The 18106-nt window shown below is 62.3% G+C and carries 15 protein-coding genes and 3 pseudogenes; 14 read left to right on the forward strand and 4 right to left on the reverse strand.

Annotated elements, in window-relative coordinates; translation table 11 throughout:
- Window positions 1–96: 96 nt before the first annotated feature.
- From AC50X9_RS14240 to AC50X9_RS14255, 4 genes are read left to right on the forward strand one after another with little or no spacing between them, the layout of a single operon-like run.
- Window positions 97–585: a hypothetical protein gene (locus AC50X9_RS14240; RefSeq protein WP_494894407.1), complete on the forward strand. Its 489-nt coding sequence runs from the start codon at window positions 97–99 to the stop codon at window positions 583–585.
- Window positions 582–1610 carry a hypothetical protein gene (locus tag AC50X9_RS14245; protein ID WP_494894408.1) on the forward strand — a complete coding sequence of 343 codons (1029 nt, stop codon included), beginning with the start codon at window positions 582–584 and terminating at the stop codon, window positions 1608–1610. Before AC50X9_RS14240 ends, AC50X9_RS14245 begins: the two co-directional genes overlap by 4 nt.
- Window positions 1607–2056 (forward strand): hypothetical protein, encoded by a 450-nt coding sequence (locus AC50X9_RS14250; protein ID WP_494894409.1) that lies wholly within the window; start codon window positions 1607–1609, stop codon window positions 2054–2056. The genes AC50X9_RS14245 and AC50X9_RS14250 overlap by 4 nt, the downstream gene beginning before the upstream one ends.
- Window positions 2049–3239 carry an alpha/beta hydrolase gene (locus tag AC50X9_RS14255; RefSeq protein ID WP_494894410.1) on the forward strand — a complete coding sequence of 397 codons (1191 nt, stop codon included), beginning with the start codon at window positions 2049–2051 and terminating at the stop codon, window positions 3237–3239. The genes AC50X9_RS14250 and AC50X9_RS14255 overlap by 8 nt, the downstream gene beginning before the upstream one ends.
- 39 nt (window positions 3240–3278) lie before the next feature.
- Here the strand turns inward: AC50X9_RS14255 and AC50X9_RS14260 are convergent, their stop codons facing one another.
- Window positions 3279–4310 carry a DUF4192 domain-containing protein gene (locus tag AC50X9_RS14260; protein WP_494894411.1) on the reverse strand — a complete coding sequence of 344 codons (1032 nt, stop codon included), beginning with the start codon at window positions 4308–4310 and terminating at the stop codon, window positions 3279–3281.
- Between the two features lie 591 nt (window positions 4311–4901).
- Here AC50X9_RS14260 and AC50X9_RS14265 point away from each other — a divergent pair.
- From AC50X9_RS14265 to AC50X9_RS14275, 3 genes and pseudogenes are all read left to right on the forward strand, one after another.
- Window positions 4902–5060 (forward strand): hypothetical protein, encoded by a 159-nt coding sequence (locus AC50X9_RS14265; protein WP_494894412.1) that lies wholly within the window; start codon window positions 4902–4904, stop codon window positions 5058–5060.
- A 685-nt stretch (window positions 5061–5745) separates the two neighbouring features.
- Window positions 5746–6771, forward strand: a complete 1026-nt coding sequence (locus tag AC50X9_RS14270) for a hypothetical protein (protein WP_494894413.1) — start codon at window positions 5746–5748, stop codon at window positions 6769–6771.
- Window positions 6772–7123: 352 nt separating this feature from the next.
- Window positions 7124–7546: pseudogene (locus AC50X9_RS14275) on the forward strand (transposase); the annotation flags it as partial.
- On the opposite strand, the gene AC50X9_RS14280 reads toward AC50X9_RS14275, so the two are convergent.
- Window positions 7522–7989, reverse strand: a complete 468-nt coding sequence (locus AC50X9_RS14280) for a hypothetical protein (protein WP_494894414.1) — start codon at window positions 7987–7989, stop codon at window positions 7522–7524. The pseudogene AC50X9_RS14275 and the gene AC50X9_RS14280 overlap by 25 nt on opposite strands.
- Before the next feature lie 382 nt (window positions 7990–8371).
- On the opposite strand from AC50X9_RS14280, the gene AC50X9_RS14285 reads away from it, so the two are divergent.
- Both AC50X9_RS14285 and AC50X9_RS14290 read left to right on the forward strand, forming a co-directional pair.
- Window positions 8372–8536 carry a hypothetical protein gene (locus tag AC50X9_RS14285; protein WP_494894415.1) on the forward strand — a complete coding sequence of 55 codons (165 nt, stop codon included), beginning with the start codon at window positions 8372–8374 and terminating at the stop codon, window positions 8534–8536.
- A 6-nt stretch (window positions 8537–8542) separates the two neighbouring features.
- Window positions 8543–9037: pseudogene (locus tag AC50X9_RS14290) on the forward strand (DNA-processing protein DprA); the annotation flags it as partial.
- A gap of 47 nt (window positions 9038–9084) precedes the next feature.
- On the opposite strand, the gene AC50X9_RS14295 reads toward AC50X9_RS14290, so the two are convergent.
- Window positions 9085–11430 (reverse strand): AAA family ATPase, encoded by a 2346-nt coding sequence (locus AC50X9_RS14295; protein WP_494894416.1) that lies wholly within the window; start codon window positions 11428–11430, stop codon window positions 9085–9087.
- A 136-nt stretch (window positions 11431–11566) separates the two neighbouring features.
- Between AC50X9_RS14295 and AC50X9_RS14300 the strand changes: the two are divergent.
- Window positions 11567–11821, forward strand: a pseudogene (locus AC50X9_RS14300) (IS30 family transposase); the annotation flags it as partial.
- A 97-nt stretch (window positions 11822–11918) separates the two neighbouring features.
- Here AC50X9_RS14300 and AC50X9_RS14305 read toward each other — a convergent pair.
- Complete coding sequence (locus tag AC50X9_RS14305; RefSeq protein WP_494894417.1) at window positions 11919–12965, reverse strand: IS110 family RNA-guided transposase; 1047 nt, start codon at window positions 12963–12965, stop codon at window positions 11919–11921.
- Between the two features lie 1786 nt (window positions 12966–14751).
- Here AC50X9_RS14305 and AC50X9_RS14310 point away from each other — a divergent pair.
- The 4 genes from AC50X9_RS14310 to AC50X9_RS14325 all read left to right on the forward strand — a co-directional run bounded on the left by AC50X9_RS14310 (window position 14752) and on the right by AC50X9_RS14325 (window position 18020).
- Window positions 14752–15357, forward strand: a complete 606-nt coding sequence (locus AC50X9_RS14310; RefSeq protein ID WP_494894418.1) for a helix-turn-helix domain-containing protein — start codon at window positions 14752–14754, stop codon at window positions 15355–15357.
- Entirely contained in the window at window positions 15350–16090 is a 741-nt protein-coding gene (locus AC50X9_RS14315; RefSeq protein ID WP_494894419.1) for a B3/B4 domain-containing protein, read from the forward strand. Before AC50X9_RS14310 ends, AC50X9_RS14315 begins: the two co-directional genes overlap by 8 nt.
- Window positions 16091–16097: 7 nt before the next feature.
- Window positions 16098–16997 carry an EamA family transporter gene (locus tag AC50X9_RS14320; protein ID WP_494894468.1) on the forward strand — a complete coding sequence of 300 codons (900 nt, stop codon included), beginning with the start codon at window positions 16098–16100 and terminating at the stop codon, window positions 16995–16997.
- Between the two features lie 126 nt (window positions 16998–17123).
- Window positions 17124–18020 (forward strand): dihydrodipicolinate synthase family protein, encoded by an 897-nt coding sequence (locus tag AC50X9_RS14325; RefSeq protein WP_494894420.1) that lies wholly within the window; start codon window positions 17124–17126, stop codon window positions 18018–18020.
- The last annotated feature ends 86 nt before the right edge of the window (window positions 18021–18106 follow it).

Here is an 18106-nt window from a genome sequence, read left to right on the forward strand (position 1 = left end):
TGGTAGGCGATTCTTGGCGGGCCTTTATGAGCGGGCCGATTCGTCGAAGGGCAGCGGGCATCGCTACGGGCCAGCAGTCCAGATGATGGGATTCCAATGGGACGTTTTGCTGACTCAGAATATTCGCCGGCGAGCAGCGCTGAGGAGGGCTTCCGAGCGCTGAAGCTGCCAAGCCGCCTTTCCCTGGACCGTCTGATCTTGATCATCGAGAAGGCCCGCGGACGGCGGATTGAGATCGACGTCTGTGAGTCTTTGAACAGCGGAACGGTCTGTGGGCTGTGGCTGTCCACGACCACTCGGGAGATCATCCTGCACGCGCCAACGCCGTCGGCTCTTCACCGCCAGCAATTTATCCTTCACGAGCTCGGACATATGGTGCTCCGCCACGATGAGGCGGTGGTGTCCGCGAACTACGCCGAGACCCTGTTTCCCAATCTTTCCGGCGAGAAAGTCTCGCGAATCCTGGGGCGCAGTGACTTCCTGGATCACATCGAAGCCGCCGCCGAGACCCTGGCAGATCTCTTTGCCGCTGCAATCAGGGACAGCAGCATCGAGCCCCGGTCGTTTGAAAGGATTTTGGGGTGATCCAGGTCTTTGCGGCCGCCGTGATCTGGGGATTGGTCCTGTGCCTCCTGCCAGGCATGAAGCGGCGGAGCGACCACAGCATCATGGTGGCTGCCGTGACTATTGCCACCGCACTAACGCTGAACGTCGACACGATCTACCTCGAGGGGGACCGGCTCGTTGGCGGCCGCAATGTCCTGGACGTGGTGGCCAACGTCTTCATGGTCGTCGGGATCTACTTCTTGTCCCGGGCTATTCTGCGGGCAGCCGATCCAGACGAGAGGATGGACCGGCGCAACAGAGCCGGATTAGTTCTTCTGGGAGTGGTCGTCGTTGCACTGATTCTCAGTTTCAGCCTGGTTGATGCCCCGCGGACGTCCACCTCTTTTATGAAGGACTTTGGCGGCCAGTGGGCCGCCGCCGCGTATTCAAGCATCCAGTTCCTCTACATCGGAGCGGTGGTGACCGTCACCGGCTATACGTGCTTCAAGTTCCGTGGCGAGATGGCAAGGCCGTATTTCCGCCTTGCACTCACTTTCATCGGCATCGGCTGTTCCCTGGCCGTAGTGCTCGTTCTTGCGGTGCTGGGCATGGATGTCCTGCACCTGATGGGGGAGATGGAGTCGATGACGAGGGTCTCCTATGTGTACGACGCCGCGGTATTCGGAGCCATGGCGTTTCTGTGCGTTGGTCTTGCCCTCCCGCCCGTCGCGCGTGGCCTGGAGCGCAGGTCCGATTCCCGGACCACCGCCGTCCTGCTCGCCCGCTTGGCTGGGCCTTGGGAACGAACCACCGCGGCCCGCGCCGGGGTTCGGCTCAATGTTTTGGGGGTGGTTGGTGATCCCCGGGATGCGTCCAAGCAGCGTCTCCACCGGATGCTGGTGGAGATCCGTGACGCCCTGTTGGTCGACCCCGAACTTGCCAAGTCACTGGGGGAGAGTGATATTCAAGTACTGGCTGAAGCGGAGGAGTATCTCGGAACCCGGGTTTCCGCACCCGGGCATTGGGGAGCCAGGACGTCAATCAAGGGGGAGTTGAAGTCATGACAGACAGCGACGGCGGCCTCTCCGAAACACCGCAAGCACGCCTCGCCCGAAAGTTGAATCTCCTCTTGGATCTTTTTGAGGCCCAAGGGTCTTCGCCGTTGACCTATCCGCAGATCAGCCGGCACATGGAGGAGCGGGGAACGCCCTTGTCCCGCTCCAGGTGGGCCTATATGCGCAGCGGAGACGGTCCCATGGCGACGGACACCGCGCTTCTGCAGAATCTCGCCGACTACTTTGGCGTCGACTCCCGGTACCTCCTGGACGACGCAGGGGAGGTCCCCGATCTGGTCGATGCCCAACTGCAGCTGTTGCGGACGCTGCGGGAAAACCGCGTCAGGAATTTTGCAGCCCGGCAGTTGCAGTCGATTTCCCCCGACACGCTGCTGCGTTTACGTCAAGTAATCGACGACCGCATGAAAGAACCAACGGACGACGGCGATGCGTAGAGCCGTTGTGGGTGTGGTCACCGGTGGTGTCGTGGCGGGCGCCGCGGCGCTTTTCGCTGCTGCCTATTTCGCGCGTCAGATTGTGGTGCCCACATCGCGGCGAGTTGAGGATCTGCCGATTCGCAGGGTGTTCCGTGACAGCAATGATTCGTTGCTGATTGAGCTGCCTGCATCACCCCGGACCACGGTTCCGGGCCGCTACAGCATCTGGTTTGCCAATGGAGCAGGTCATGCCTGTATCGGAAGGATTGTGGACACCGACGACGGCGGAGGGCCGGCCGCCGTCGGGACGGTGACGCGGCTGGTTGAACGGGTTGACTCGGGTGACCTGCTGAGCGCCAGGGCCGGGATCTGGAGCGGGTACGTCTATCCAACGCCGGATCCGCTGGGCCTTCCTTACAAAGACGTGAGGATTCCAGTGGAGAACGGCATGGCGCCTGCCTGGCAGTTCCCACCCTCTGAAGCCTCCCCAGGAGATTCCAGGACGTGGGCTATCCATATCCACGGCCTGGGAGGCAAGAAATCCGGCGCCCTGCGCGGAGTACCCGTGGCGGACCGGCTGGGATACACCTCTCTGGTGGTTTCATTCCGGAACGATGGGGAAGCGCCGGCATCAGCGGATCGCCGCTACCACCTGGGACAGTCCGAGTGGCGCGACGTGGACGCAGCCGTGTCCTATGCCGTGGATCAGGGCGCTAGCCAGATTGTGCTGTTCGGTTGGTCCCTGGGCGCCACGATTGCACTTCAGGTGACCCTGGAGTCGGAGTTCCGGGACCGCATTGCCGGGCTCGTTCTCGATGCGCCGGTCATTGACTGGACGAGCACGCTGATGGCCAACGCCCGATCCAGCATGCTTCCGCGCTGGATCGCGGCCCTGGGGCTGCGGATTCTTGAGTCACCTCGGCTGTGTTGGATCGCCGGGCTGGGAACAGCATTGAATTTGAGGGCCCTGAATGGGGTGGCCCGAGCGGACGAACTCCGCCTTCCTGCCCTGGTGATCCACAGTGAAAGGGACCGTTCGACTCCCTTCGCGGTTTCCCGCCAGTTCGTCGACCGCCGTCCTGATTTGGCCACGCTGGTGACTTTTCCCTCTGTAGAGCACACGCAGGAGTGGAATGCCGATCCGGAGGGGTGGGACGCAGCGGTGTTTGCGTGGCTCCGAAACCGTGTGGCGTCGGGCTGACTGCCGGTTCCCCGGGTCGATCAAGCTCTCGATACGTGTTCAGGATGCCTCAAGCCCGCGATTCCGATACGCCGTGTTCCTGTCCATGGTCCAGCCGGCAACGATTCCGCGACCGATCATTTGGTCGCTGAGCCTGGCCAGGTGATACCCGGGATCGGCTTCGAGGGCGAGTTGCAGGAACTGGTGCGCCTTGCTGCCTCTGCCCTCCCACCAATTTATGAAGGCGATGGCGGTCAGGATTGGTGCGGAGTGTCCGGTGCTGCTGCGTGTGTAAGCGTGTAGCAGCAACTGCTCTGCCCACTCGACCCGAGACCAGTGCGGCTTGCTGTCCGTCTGGGCCAGGAGGACACGGTCCATGGGTTCGTCGATTCCGGGGATGTCCGCCATGAGTTGATCCCGAACGGTGGGGAACTGGAGGCCCGCGATCAGGCTGATAATTCGCTCGTCAGTCGGGAAGGATTTTGCGTCCAGCATTTCCGTCCAAAGCGTCCGGGCCCTGTCCATGGCATCTCGGACGTTTAGGCTCTGCATCGATTTCACGCAACTTTCCACGGCGTCCGCGGTCTGGGTCTCTTTGGTCGAGGCCGGCAAAGTGATGCGGTTAGTAGGGGCGATGGTGCTGCCGCGGTAAACGAACTCGGCATTGATCTGGCTGGACTGCGTCAACGTCAGAGGCAGGGATGGCCCGCCCAGGGGATCGCCGTCGTATTGCGAAACTGCGTCGTCTCCTACGAGGAGCCCGTCACGGATAGACATTCCCCGCTCGGCTAAGGCACCTGTCAGTGCCGCGATGGTTGCGGCGTGGGGCCTGGCACGCCCGGACTCGGCGGGCTGCGATGTGTACACGGCGAAGAGTACGCTGGCGGCCTTAGCGTCATGGGCTAAGTATCCGGCGACGGTTTGTGCGTAGCTGATTTCTGCTCCGGGCTTCGGCAGGTCAACGCGCAGTGTGGCCCCGACGTGGTTGTCGACGAGGGTGATGCAGACGAGGCTTTCGCGGGGCCAGAACCCCAGGGTGTGTCCGATGAAACTGAGAGCGTCTGCAGGTGTTTTGATCGTGAGTGGTTCCATGGCCTTTCTCCTTTATCGACTGGCAGGCACCGGTCGTGCTTGTCAGATTTCGGCGTCTATCTGATAGGGGAGTCACCGCTGGGTACGAGGGACCGGAGTGCAACTTGGGGAACCGGGCACGGTCGAAGATTTCGCGAGGAAATAAGCGACGGAGGAGCGCCGAACGAAATCTTGGAAAGTGATCGGCGCAGCGCGCCCTGGTTGCGCGGAGGGCCCGCCCAGCGATGATGGGCGATCAGAATGACAAACAGCGAAGATGCTTCTGGTCATTCATGAACGGATTTCGCCGGCGCGGCATGACGCCGATGACTTCTGTCGGCATTGGGAGTGGGTCGCCCTTCTGCTGAGACAGGGCATGTGCCTCGCTACCGGGCCGGAATTTTTCAAGCGATCGGCGTCCCGCCATCGAAAATCTTCACTTGGGTGGCCTGCAGGGATACCCTCGCGGGCACGAAATACTTCGTGGAGAGGACCGTGACGAGAGAGAACGGTCCACCCGCGAGGCCAACACGAGCCCCAGGTCGACGTCCTCTACCGGCAGCGGCGCCAGCAGGGTCCCATCCGGATGAGGCGCCCCTGGCGCGTGCGCGGATGGGCAACAAGTTCGGCACCGGAGTCCTTGTTCAGAACCCCGACAGCTGGAACCATTGCCATCCCACACTTACCCGCACCGACGCGGCGCACCAGTGGGCGCCGGTGGAAGAGTTCGTCGACGCCTACTGGGTTTACGACGCTATTCCTGGACACTAACTGGTGCAGGGCACTAAGGCGTTTGAATACTACGAGGACCCGTCAAGCGAGCACCCCGGGTGGGAGGCGGACGACCACGGAATTCGCCACATGTGCCGTGCTATCCGCAACGCGTGCGTCAACGGGTTGGATAAATATCTTGACTGGCCGAAAGATGGGCGCCCGAAGGCGGCGGCAGGCTTACCCGGCAGGGCTGGAACCTCGCCGCACCGCACTGGACCCGGCAGCACGGGTTCATCGTGCCATCAAGCACCAAACGACTATTCAGGCTGGTTGCCGATAATTAGGCTGCGTCCGACCGCGCTCTCACCTCATAGAGCAGCCCGACCTCCGGCGCCACCTGTGAAGGAGTACCGGCCATGCGCGCAATCGACTGGATCAGCTTTGACCACACCGTTCCCGTGCCGGTGCTTCGTGACGGCTCCCTGATCTCCCGTGACGAAATCAGGGTCTGAAGCGAAGCGGGTTTGGTAACAGGCACCTTGCCTCCGGTGTCGCAGCGGGGCCGGGCCGTCAGCGGGCTGTACTCTGGCCGCTTATAAATCACGATTATGGGGGAATTTTGAGCCAGAACGTCCAGCCGGCGTCGCCGCATCCGGTCCATCCACCGACCGGTTATGACCAGCCATCCCTGAATGGAGCGGTGGACAGTTTGTCCCAGCAGCCGTCCGAGGTGCCTAGCAATATGCCTCGCGGCAAGGGCCCGATCAGACCCACGTCTTCCGGCTTCCGGCTTGCGGCAGGGATCTTCGGAGTCATCTGCGGCCTGTGGTTCCTGATCCTGTCTATCGCTGACTTCGCTGACGGTGATGAGCCTGGCTCCATTGCACTCCTCCTTCTGGTGGCAGCGCTGAGCAACACAGTTGCCGGCATCATCCTGCTGGCCAAGCGGCGCCAGCGCGGCCAGAAAGCACCTACAGCGTCGATGAGCTTCGCCAGCCTGGCTCTGGTCCTTGGCCTGATCAGCCTGACCGTACCGTACTACCGCATGGAGGTGCTGGTATCTGCCCTGGCCCTTGCCTCCCCGGTCCTCATTGTGATGGGTATTGGCTTGGCACGGGAGCGGCGTGATGCTGGCTGGGTGCCGCTCAGGAGCATTTGCCTCGCGGTAGCTCGCCGCTCTTGCAAGGCGGCCGTGGGACTGTTGCCCATACGCCCGCCGGCTCCTGCGCCGGGCCCCGGCCAGGGTCTTCGAGGCGGCCATGCACCGGCAGCTTCCGGCGGGGAAGGCCCGAACCAGCACTTCTTGCCTGCACCGCCGTATGTCGCTCAGCAGCCTTACCCGCAGTACGGCCCGGGAAGCTATTGGGTTCCGGCCATGCCCCCACTGCCGAGGTCTTCTGGCTTCAGGGTCGCAGCGGGAATCATGGCGATCGTGCACGGCGTCGTGTTGTTCGCGCCGGCAGTTATCGCCGTCGTGCGCATATTCAACTATGCCTACCCGGCGGCCATTGTCATGGTCATCCTGGCTGTCGCGGCTGCGGTTGGAAGTCTGGCTGCGGGCATTGTGCTGCTGGTCAAGCACCGCGACCGGCGCCGGGCAGCACCCGTGTCCGTCCTGGTCTTTGCCGGGCTCCCGTTCATCGTAGGTGCTGCAGGCTACTACCTCGCAGAAAGCTTCGTCATCGCATACGCCGTCTCGATACTCTTCTCGATCCCCACATTCATCGTTATGGGCATCGGGCTGGCAAACGAAAAGCGCGGCCACTAACCTCGGATGCAATTCGTCCTGGACAGCAGCGCCTCTTTTTACGGCCAATCTCAACCTGCGGCATGAACGGCGACGGGCCCTACCATCGCGCGCTCAAACCCGCAGGTCAGAGGTGTAGGTCCGGCCCCACAGTTCCCCGGATTAGCGTCCGAACATCTCCCGCAGGACGTCCTCGGTACCACCCTCCGACGAAGTGTTGGCGCAGTTCAAAGACGATTTTGCCGGTCGAAACGGTCCGTCATGAAGAAAGAGGGGCTGCAGTCGCTGGCCGAGTTCCTGGAGGGGACTGTGGAATTAACGGTGTATCCGGCTCGACACGCCAGGCATTGTGCCTGGCAGGACTGAGCTGGTTATGACGGTGACACTGGATGCCGTGAATAGTGCGGATACCACGGCAAAACTGAACGAAAACTCCGAGGCTGAGGCCGCCCGTGAGCTGGTGAAACTGGCCCGGGAACAGGAATTGTCCCTGACCGGTCCTGACGGTCTGCTCAAACAGCTGACCAAGACGGTCATCGAGACGGCCCTGGACGAGGAACTCACGGAGCACCTCGGTTATGAGCGCCACGACACGGCGGCGAAGGATACTGCCAACTCGCGCAACGGCACGCGGCCCAAGACCGTGCTGACGGAGACGACAGGCCCGGTGCAGATCGACGTTCCGCAGGACCGGGAGGGCACGTTCGAACCGAAGATCGTCGCTAAGCGTCAGCGGCGGCTGAGCGGCGTTGATGAGATGGTCCTTTCGCTCTACGCCAAGGGTCTGACGACCGGGGCGGACCAGTCGACCTCGATGCTGCGGCCGGCCTTGTGACCAACCCGGGACGAGGCCCCGGTCACGGCGGCGTGCTCGCCATAGAGCCGGCAGAACCGGTCATAACTCATCACGGCCTGCCCTGCGCGAGAAGACGCGTCGAGATACTCCTGGTGCAGCAGCTTCAACGTCACCCCCACCCGGGCCAGCTCGGTGTGCACCCGGGGCCAGTCCGGCTGCGCAAAGACACTCTCCCGGACGCCGCGGCCGGGAAACAACGCCGCATACACCTCGGCCTCCGACAGCTCGGCGACGTCATCCCAACCGAGACCTGCCAGTTCCGCCGCATCGAGGACCGCCTGAATGCTGTGCCGGGATATCCCGTGAGCGGACTCAATTGCTCTTCGCGCCAGGCTTTGATTACACAGCTGCAACACCAGCGTCCCTTTGATCTTCCGTACCATTACCGGTACTCCTTCCACCATGTGTCCCTCACATGGTGGAAGGAGCTTTGCAGGTGGTGCTCAACCACACCAACGATGGTGCTCAACCACGCCAATCGTGCTACCGGACGATGGCGCTCACCCGCACCACAAGTGGAGCCCTTAGAAGCCAATATTCACTCCGTGAACTCCGGGGCCTGCATGCCGGGAATTTCCCTCCGGCGCTCCTGCGTCGCTGATTTCCTCCGGAATTTCCCGGCCCTTGCCCGAGGGTAGACAGGCCTCCGTCGGGCACAGCTCCGCAAGCTTCGCCAGCAGCCAAAACAACTGGGGGAGAGGGGAAGCTGGCCGGTCACCAAGGCCGCCCCACCCACCGGATCCTCAGCAAAGGACGAGAGAAACCATGAACGATCGCATTGCACGCGCAGCCCTGACCCGACTCTTCGAACCCGGCGACCGTGTCGGTCGAGCCCTCGTGGGCAGGCTCGGCGCGTACGCCGCGTTGAGGCTTGCCACCGGCGCCCAGCCCGTACACGCCATTCCGGAGGCCACGGTCGAAGAACTGTAAGAGGCCTTGAAGCGGTGGGCTCCGCGGGTTCCTGAGGTCGACCCGGAGAACGATCTGGCCACCGTCGAACGCCTGGGTGGCGGCTTCCTGATCCCAGGAGATGAACACTGGCCGGAAGGCTTGGACGATCTGCCCGACGCCCCGTACGGGCTTTGGTACCGGGGCAACATCGACAACGGCATCCCTGCACCTTCCCGGTGCGTAGCCCTGACCGGATCCCGGGACTCGACCAGCTACGGGGACTCCGTAACAGGGGATATGGCATGCGGGTTGGCCCAACGTGGAATCTGCGTGATTTCAGGGCTGGCCTACGGCATCGATGCGCACGCGCACCGGGCCGCGTTGGCCGGGAGCCAGGGAGAAGGACCGGCGACCCTTGCGGTACTGGCCGGAGGCCTTGACCGTTACTACCCGTCCGGTAACGCTGACCTCGCGGCTGCGATCCGCGGCAACGGCCTGACGCTCTCAGAGCTCCCGCCCGGTTCCGCCCCGACCCGGTACAGGTTCCTGCAGCAGAAGAGCAAATTACATGTATCTAGTCGCCCCGCCTACTTCACGTCCCCGCCCCGTCCTGTCTTAGCTTTCGGCGCTGCTTTACGGCCCGTGGCGACCCTCATGGCTTCGAAATGGTGCGGATCGGTGTGCTTCATGAACTCCATGGAGCGCTTGATCTGCCTATGGACTGTCCTGTGATCTAGATCAAGGGACAACTCCCGCCCTTCGCCGTGCGAGTGCTTGTTGCAGAAGTCGTATACGTCGCGGAATTCCGACGGTGGCGCTGTTAGAACCTCCATGGCTTGCTGCAGGTTCTTAACGCCAGGCTTCTTGAAACGACAAAATGACTCCAGGAGACGACGAGCCGCATTCGGAAGCAGGAAGACGTCTTCCGGTGCTGCCTCGTCATCGGCGGCTTGCATGACGCGGTCGAAGAGATAGTGATACTCCGAAATGTGTCTTACAACGTAGTCCGGAATCAGTTCCACCCGGGAGCTGCGTTCCCCGCTGGGTAGCTCGCTCGCAGACATTTCCAAGAACCGAACTAGGGGAAAATGTAGCTCTGCTTTCGCTTTGGCCTGGTCCTGAGCGCTGCTATTCGGTTCGGCGCCATCCCTAAGGATGCCCTTCGAAGTATTTACTTGGTTGCTGAGTGATCCGAGGAAGAGCCGGAGGAGGTCGAAATCGTGCGTGAGCACAATATATTGTCCGTAGGGCCTGAGTTGCTTGATCAACCATGAATGGGTTGCATAGACGCTCTCTCTATCCAAGCTGCTGGATGGATCGTCAACAACTACGATTCTTCGTTTCGGTTCTATCTCCCTCTTCTTGTCCTCCAACTGCCGAAGGAAGTAAATGAGTGCCAGAGTGTTGCGCTCACCCTCACTGAGATGCTGGGCTGCTTTCGTTCCCATCCAGCATTTGTAGGATCTGCCCTCGTCGACCACTTGAACTCGCAGATGATTCCGACCATAGACGCTGGCCAAATCTTCATTTATCTTGTCGGCCATCGTCTGGTTTGAGAACTGCTTGGATCTGGCGATCAAGAGCTTGGCGTTGATCTCAGAAATACGGTCGTCCAGAGCCGTGCGCTGGGCATCAAAGGTAGCCTCCGAGCCCTCAGCCTTCCTGTAGTCGCTGGAGCGGGTTCCAATCAAATTTTCCAGTACTAGCTTCGTTAGAGCAGTGCGCCGGGTAACTGCCGTTCGGCAAAATTCGTTATGGTCCGCCACCAACTTGTCAGAAGAACATGTGCTGAAGTCCGGTGGAACCAGTGATGAAGAGTCAAAATTCAGCCGCTCAGGCTCCTCGTATTTTTGCTTCAGAATCTGCTCGATGGCAGTAAGGAACTTCTCTGCAGAAAGGCTCATTTTCTGCTGCAATATTTCGATTTCTGCGTGTTCAGTCTGAAGGGACGTATGGACCTCTTCAGACTTCGGTAGCGAATCTTTCCACGACGTAAGCTGATTTCGCTGACGCTGGACTTCCTTGGTGAGCTCGGTAACCGCATCTTGGACACGCTGACGCGAGTCATCGAAATGTTTTCCTAGCTGGTCGCGTCGAGCCTCCTCTATGTGATGATCGCAGAAGGAGCATTGCGTTCTATCCTCGTGGAGGGCGAGGCCGTCCTTAACCCACCTCTGTCGGGCGGCGTCTCCAACGAGGGATCCGATGAGTTCGCTTTGGACACCAGTGCTGATAACTGCTCGCACCTGCTGGAGAATTGTTGGCCAGGTCGCGGCAACCGGCGGTTGCTCGTCCAACGGGGAGGGGGCGGGACGGCCCAGTTCGTCCAGAGCAGACATCCGATCTACGTCGGACGGATAAGACGCCGGAGTGGACCGAAGCCTTCCTCGCAGGACAGGGTCACTGAACCGGCTCTTCGTGAACGAGGCGTCATGCGGCTTGAGGCCGGTATCGATCGAGTCCTGTACGCCATTAACGATCGACTTGGAAGTCTTCTGCGCCAACCGCAGATCGTCAGTGGCTTTCTTCAAGTCCTTCTCGGCGGAAGTAAGTTCGAGCCGTAGGCGCTCCTCGTCCTTCTTTGCCTCGATCGCGTCACCACCGAGAGTCACAATTGCGGCTGCAGATTCCCCGTCGAGGAACTGGGCGAGGTTTAAGCGGACATACTCCTTATTGAACACCGATAAAACGGCCTCGTTAGGTGCCTTCATGCGTTCCACCGTGGAGGCTTTGCCGTCGACATCGTGGCTTTCCCACTTGACGACCCGGTCCAGAGACGACTCGCCAAGTTGCCTCAGCAACTCTGCAAACGTCGACTTGCCACTCCCGTTGTGGCCGTAGATTACGGTTTTCTTGCCGAGGCCGGCGGCGGACGAGAATGGCTGGGACTTAACGGATCTAAAAGGCTCATCAAGTGAGAAAGAACGCAACATATCGTAAGGCTACGGGTTTACGAGACCTGGACCCTGATTGTCGCTTCTTGTGTCGCTTACATTTCCGGACAATTTCAGCCTCTCGCCCCCAACGCGGACACGAGGCGGCCAGACGCAATGCAGCGAGGTGATGGGAATGCAGGACTGGAAAACCCTGAAAATAGCCGCCGGCATCGACATCTACTACTGCGACCCGCACTCACCCTGGCAGCGCGGCATCAACGAAAACACGAATGGCCTGCTGCCCCAGTACTTCCCCAAAGGCTCCGACCTGAGCATCCACAGCGCGACAGACCTCAACTGGGTCGACCAGGAACTCAACGACCGGTCACGCAAAAGACTAGAGTTCAGAAAACCGATCGAACTGATCGAAGGACTCCTGTTGCAATGACCGCTTGAATCCGCCGTTCCCCTTACGGGCATGTGGTGGCCGCGCAGACGACTTTGGTCATTTCGTGCAGACGACTTCGAACCTTTTATGGTTGGTGTCAAGCAGCAAGTTGTTGCAGCTGCCGGAAAACGGCCCGGGCGAGGTACCGTTTCAGGACGCGCTTGATTTCCCGGTAGCTCAGTCCTTCGGCGGTGCGCCGTTGCACGTATTCTTTGGTTGTTTCGTCGAATCGCATGCGGGATTTGATGACCACGTCCAAGGCCATGTTCAGATGACGGTCTCCGTGGCGGTTGAGCCGGTGCCTGGTGGTGTTCCCGGAGGAGGCCTGCAGGGGCGCCACTCCGGCCAGGGACGCGAACGCGGCTTCGTTCCTGAACCTGCCGTGGTGTGAGTATGCGGTGAGGATGGTTCCGGTGGTCACCGGCCCCAGTCCTGGCTGGGCTTGCAGCCCGGGTGCCAGTTGTTCGTTGAGATCTGCAAGCCGGGCCTTGTTCTGCTTCAGACGGGCCTGTGCCGCGACGACGGTCCTGGCCAAGTCGATTGCTTCTTCGCGGGCGACCTGCTGCTCGATGCTGTCGGTGGCGCGGGCCCGCCAACTGGTGATTTCGGCCACCTGCCGGTCAGTAAGGGCGGTGCGGGCGTCTATGCCCAAGTCGATGGTTCGTGCCAGCGCGTTCAGGGCATTGCGGCTGGCTGTCCGCTGCTGATCGACTCTGCGCCGGCTGGCCAGCAGTACGCTGACCGCGGCGCGCACCCCGTCCGAGCGTGGTTGCAGCAGCTGTTCCAGGTCCTTGCCCAGGATGGCCATGGCTGCCGCTGTGGCGTCGATTTCATCGGTCTTCCCGATCCCGGCACGGGCCTCCTTACGGGGTGGCTTGACCTCGACCACCATGATGTTCTCCTTGCCCAGGGTACGGGTCAGGGACGCACCATAGGATCCTGTGCCTTCTACCGCTGCGAGCACGGGCCAGGTGGTGTTGCGGCCGATCCATGCCACCGCGCGCTTCATGCCGGCGGTGGAGACGGGGAAGGCCTCGCAGTCGAGGCGGGCACCAGTGGTGGTGTTGATGATGGCGTAGGTGTGGGTTCGTGCGTGGGTGTCGACACCGATGACGTAGGCGTACTTTTCTGCGACGATACTCATGACGGTGATCCTCCATTCCAATGTGGTGATGGCCGTTTATGGGCGGCATCGGCCTGGAACAGGGTTCTTGTCAGGCGGTCCTCTAACGGGGCACGAACCATTGGTTCGGCCAACCTTTTATCAAGCCACGGCAAGAGGCCAGGCCGGTGCCGATCCGCCATAGCGGACACGTCGAAGTGAAGACACCTTGGAAACCCAACGGTCAGGAAAATGATGGGTCACACCAGACAGATCAACACCAAGCCTGCCAGCGGGTACCAGACCTGCCAATAACCATTAGAGGAAGATGACAACCGCTTCGGACAGCCCGGCCCTCAAGATGGAAACGATTTACCGGTCGGGGGCAGGGTTACTCGTCGATCACGGAACCCACTACCGCCCCACGCTCATAGGGACGATCGAATAGCGGGTGTACCTTGGCGTCAATCGCCCAAGCCGTTCCGGATCGAAATCGCGGGGCAGACACGTACGAGGCCGGGGTGACCCCGGCACTGGATACTCTTCTCCTGTACAACCACGATGGGGAGACGAGGAAGGCACAAACGTTGAATGATCAGGAAGATGACAACGCTATGCCGGCGTCGTCTAGCTGTTGCCTCGTTCCAGGCGCGGCCCTGATCGTTGGCACCGTACTGTGGCGGTGGCCGGTGGGGTCGCCGGGTTCCGTTGTTTTCGTGTGGCTCCGCTAGCCCGCGGTCAGCGTCTAAAAGGGGTGCGGCCCGGTCATGCGGCCGTCAACAGATCGGACCATGAAGGGATCAAGGGAGGTGGAATCGTTATGCAGAGCCCGAGACTCAGCGCGCCGTGCGGGCGTGCCCGGGGGCCGCGCCGCACGCGGCCAGGACCCGGTTGCAGCCGCCGTTGTTCTTCTCCAGCAGGATCAAGTATTTCAGGGCGAAGAAGCGCCGCACCCTGAAAAGGCGGGGTGCGGCTGCTGGGAGGCCTTGGTGGGGAGATTTGGGGGTGTGGACAGTGTCCACACTTTGGGTCACGGACTGGGCCGTACGGTGCCGGACTGGCCCGGATTCCTTATGTTTCGGCGGGAGTCCAGTGTTTGCAGGGGCTGGAACCCGGCTCGAGTCCCACCTCGGGCACAGTGTTTCCGCAGGTCAGCGAACGTCCATCTCTTCCGGCAAGTCCGGGCGCAGCCGCTCACGCCGGGAGGGCTAAGAACGCATCTTCGACGTCTCCAACCTCGCGGAACTCGACCGCGGCCGTGCCGTCGTCCTCGCCTCCGGAGCACCCGCGACCCTCGTCCGCACACTGCCCTGGTACACCGGCCCGCACAAAGGAGGCCGTCGAAGCATCCATCACGGCTAACAGCCCCCGCCGCGAAGACGACGCCGTGCTGGTACCGGCCGGTGCACATGCGGGGGTCAAGCCTTGGACCACCGAGTGGGAACGAAAATGGTTGAGGAAATCGATCTGTTCGCAGCCCCCGGCACCTGCGACAGCCACGCACGAAACGCCTGCAGGTGGACCGGCAGAAGCTGCCCAGTTGCTGTTCGGCTCGGGCGAGGAGTTCCTGCACGAACAGCTTCTCCCCACGTATGTCCGCGACTTCGATGACAGAAGCGCCAAGTCGTGCATGGAGTAGTACTTCCACCGGGAGGCCGTGTCCCGGGTAGAAGCCCTCTGGCGGACCTGTGAACACCTTCGCCTCGACGGCGCCACCGGCTCAACGTGTGGTGGCGCGACCCCGCAGGCCACCACATGCGGGTCCTCCTGGACCTTGTAACGCCAAGCGATGTGCACACTGCACTTATAGTGCAGTAAGATGCACTCTATGGATGAAAGTACAACAGCCCTGGCGACGGCAATCGGCGGCCGGGTGCGGCAGGAGCGGCAGTCTCGGGGCTGGACCCTCGATCAGCTTGCGGATGCTGCGGGGGTGAGCCGGCGCATGTTGGTCAATGTCGAGCAGGGTGCGGCGAACCCCAGCGTGGGGACCTTGCTGCGGCTCAGCGATGCCCTGGGTATCGGGCTGCCTGCGCTGGTCGAAATGCCTCGCCGCAGGCCAGTGACGGTCACCCGCCGCGGTGAAGGTGCTGCCCTGTGGAGTTCTGACGCCGGGGGCCGCGGCGTTCTTGTCGCCGGGACAGAGTCACCTGATGTGGTTGAGCTGTGGGACTGGACGTTGTGCGCGGGGGATAGGCACGAGAGCGAGGCACATTCAGCCGGGACCAAGGAGTTGCTGCAGGTCCAGGAGGGATCGGTATCCATTGTGGTTGCCGGTGAGACGTTCGTCCTCAAGGCCGGAGACGCTGCTTCGTTTCCCGGCGACGTCGACCACTCATATGGCACCGTGGGCAAGGAACCGGCGCGGTTCTCCCTTGCAGTCTTCGAGCCGGGCGTGGGGTCAGGACACATGGCAGAGGCCACCGATGCGTGATCTGGAGGCGCTTCAGGAGTTCCTGGCCGGCGCGTGGGTGGATGCTACGGTTTTCTCGCTGCGCCCGGACTACCGCGCCGTCCTGCTGGCGGTAAACGGGCTGGTACCGGGACCAAGCGACGAGGCCAGTGAAACGCTGCTGCAGGCGGCAGAGGCCTCGGCCCGGAAAGCACTGGATAGTCGACTGGTGGAGGACCTTCCTCATGTTGCCGCATGGCGGGAGGCATACAAGCTATTCGGAGCCAAGCCGCAGCGCACGCGCAACAGTCTTGAGGCATTGCTGCGCCGTACGGCCTCGGGCCTGCCGCGGGTGAACCGGCTCACCGATATCTACAACGCCGTCTCGGTGCTGCACCGGATCCCACTGGGCGGGGAGGACCTCACCGGCTACGTCGGGGAGCCCCGACTCGTGCGCGCTACGGGCAAGGAGCCGTTCGACACCATCGCCGGCGGCGCTGAAATGCTCGAGCATCCGGATCCTGGTGAGGTGGTGTGGTGCGATGACGCGGGTGTGACCTGCCGGCGCTGGAACTGGCGCCAGGGCCGGAGAACCCAACTCAGCGAAGACACGTCAACAGCGCTGTTCATCCTCGACGCCCTCCACCCAATGACCGATGAAGCGCTCGACGCCGCTGTCGACGACCTGGCCGGCCGGCTGGCGCGGCTCGGTCCAAACGTCACGATCGCCCGCCGTCGGATAGCCGCGGCCCCTACATTCCATGAAGGAAAATGACATGCGGATGCGAAGCGCTTCGAACGTCCCAGTCCCGCCATGGGGGCTGGCCGTGACGGCGATCCTGTCAATCCAGCTGGGCTCGGCCCTGTCAGTGGATCTGATCGACGAAGTCGGCCCGGCCGGAACAGGATGGCTTCGGTTGAGCATGGGAGCGATCATTCTCCTGGCGATCGCCCGCCCGCCGCTGCGCTCCGTCCGCCGAGCAGACGTACTGCCATTGCTCGGACTCGGGGTCGCGACTGGCATGATGACGATCGGGTTCCTCGCCGCGATCGAGCGCATACCGCTCGGCACCGCCGTCGCGATCGAGTTCCTGGGACCCCTGACGGTGGCCGCGGTGCGCAGCCACAACCGGAATGCGCTCCTCTGGCCGTCTGTGGCACTGCTCGGCGTCGTTCTGCTCACAGAACCCTGGCAGGGCGACTTCAACCCGATTGGAGTGGCGTGGGCGGCGCTGGCGGGCGTCGCCTGGGGCATCTACATCCTGCTAACCCAGCGGATCGGGGATCACTTCACCGGAATCGGGGCGCTCTCTATGACTGTGCCTATCGCTGCGGCAACGGCAGCCGTCGTCGGCATCCCGCAGGCCGCCGGCCACCTCACCTTCGGGATCCTGGCCGCCGCGGCAGGGCTCGCTATCCTGTTGCCCGTGCTGCCGTTCGCGCTGGAAATGCTTGCCCTGCGCAGGATGACGCCTACAGCGTTCGGCACGCTGATGGCCCTCGAGCCAGCCCTCGGGGTCCTCCTCGGACTGCTCATCCTTCATCAGCAGCCTTCGGCCATCCAGGTCCTGGGCGTCCTGCTCGTCGTGCTCGCCGGCGCCGCTGCGCAGCGGGGCGGACGACGGCGCCCGGCACAACCGGAGCAGAGCCCCAGCCCTGCGGATCTCGACTTCGTCGGCTAACGGGCCGAAGCTACCTCCTCGAACGATGCGCCGGTCACGGCACCCGCCGGCGCACGCTCACAGCGGGCATAGCAGGGTGCGCCTACACACTGCTTTCATTCGGATCCTTATAAAGGAGTTGGAACGATGTTTACAGGCTTGAGTGCTTTTCCCATTACCCCGCTGGCGCAGGACGCGGTAGACGAGGCCTCGTTTATCCGCTTGGTACAAAGGCTCAGCGGGGCGAAAGTCGACTCGATCACTGCCCTTGGCTCCACCGGTTCCTACGCGTACCTGACCAGCAAGGAGCGAAGCCGTGTTGCGCAGCTGGCCGTGCGGCATGCCGGCGGGACGCCCGTGATAGTTGGTATCGGGGCGCTCCGGACCTCCCAGGTCCTAACGAACGCGGACAACGCCGAGCGAGCGGGAGCGTCGGCGCTGCTGCTGGCGCCGATGACCTATCAGCCCCTCACTGATGATGATGTGTTCGAGCTTTTCCGGACGGTCACGGCGCACTCGTCGCTGCCCGTTGTCGTCTATGACAATCCGGGCACCACGCACTTCACCTTCACCATCGAGCTTTACGAACGCATCGCCGAACTGCCCGGCATCGCTTCCATCAAAATTCCAGGGGTACCTGGTGACCCGCAGCTGGCTAAGGCATGGGTGGAAGAGATTCGGGCAGTTGTTCCCAGGCACGTGACGATCGGGGTGTCCGGTGACGCCCATGCCGCGGCCGGCCTGGCTGCCGGCTGCGATGCCTGGTACTCGGTCATCGGCGGCACCCTGCCCGCACTTGCCATGGAGATCACCCGGGCGGCGCAGGAACACCGCATTTCGGACGCGCTGGCCGAATCCGGACGCCTTGCACCGCTATGGAACTTGTTCGCCGAGTTCGGTGGGAGCCTTCGTGTGGTTGCGGCCATCGCCGAGCACCTGGGTCTGGCACCCGAAGCCTGCCTGCCGCTGCCGATCCAAGGATTGAGCAAGGACCAGCGCCACCGTGTTGCCGGGGTCATCGATGCGCTCGGCCTCCACAGCTAATACGGGCACCGGAGTTTCAGACGAGCCAAAACTCCGGGCCGGGACACTGGCCCGCTATGTCGTCGCAGCGACCCTGGTTCGAACAG

Source organism: Pseudarthrobacter sp. HLT1-3, from assembly GCF_059383535.1.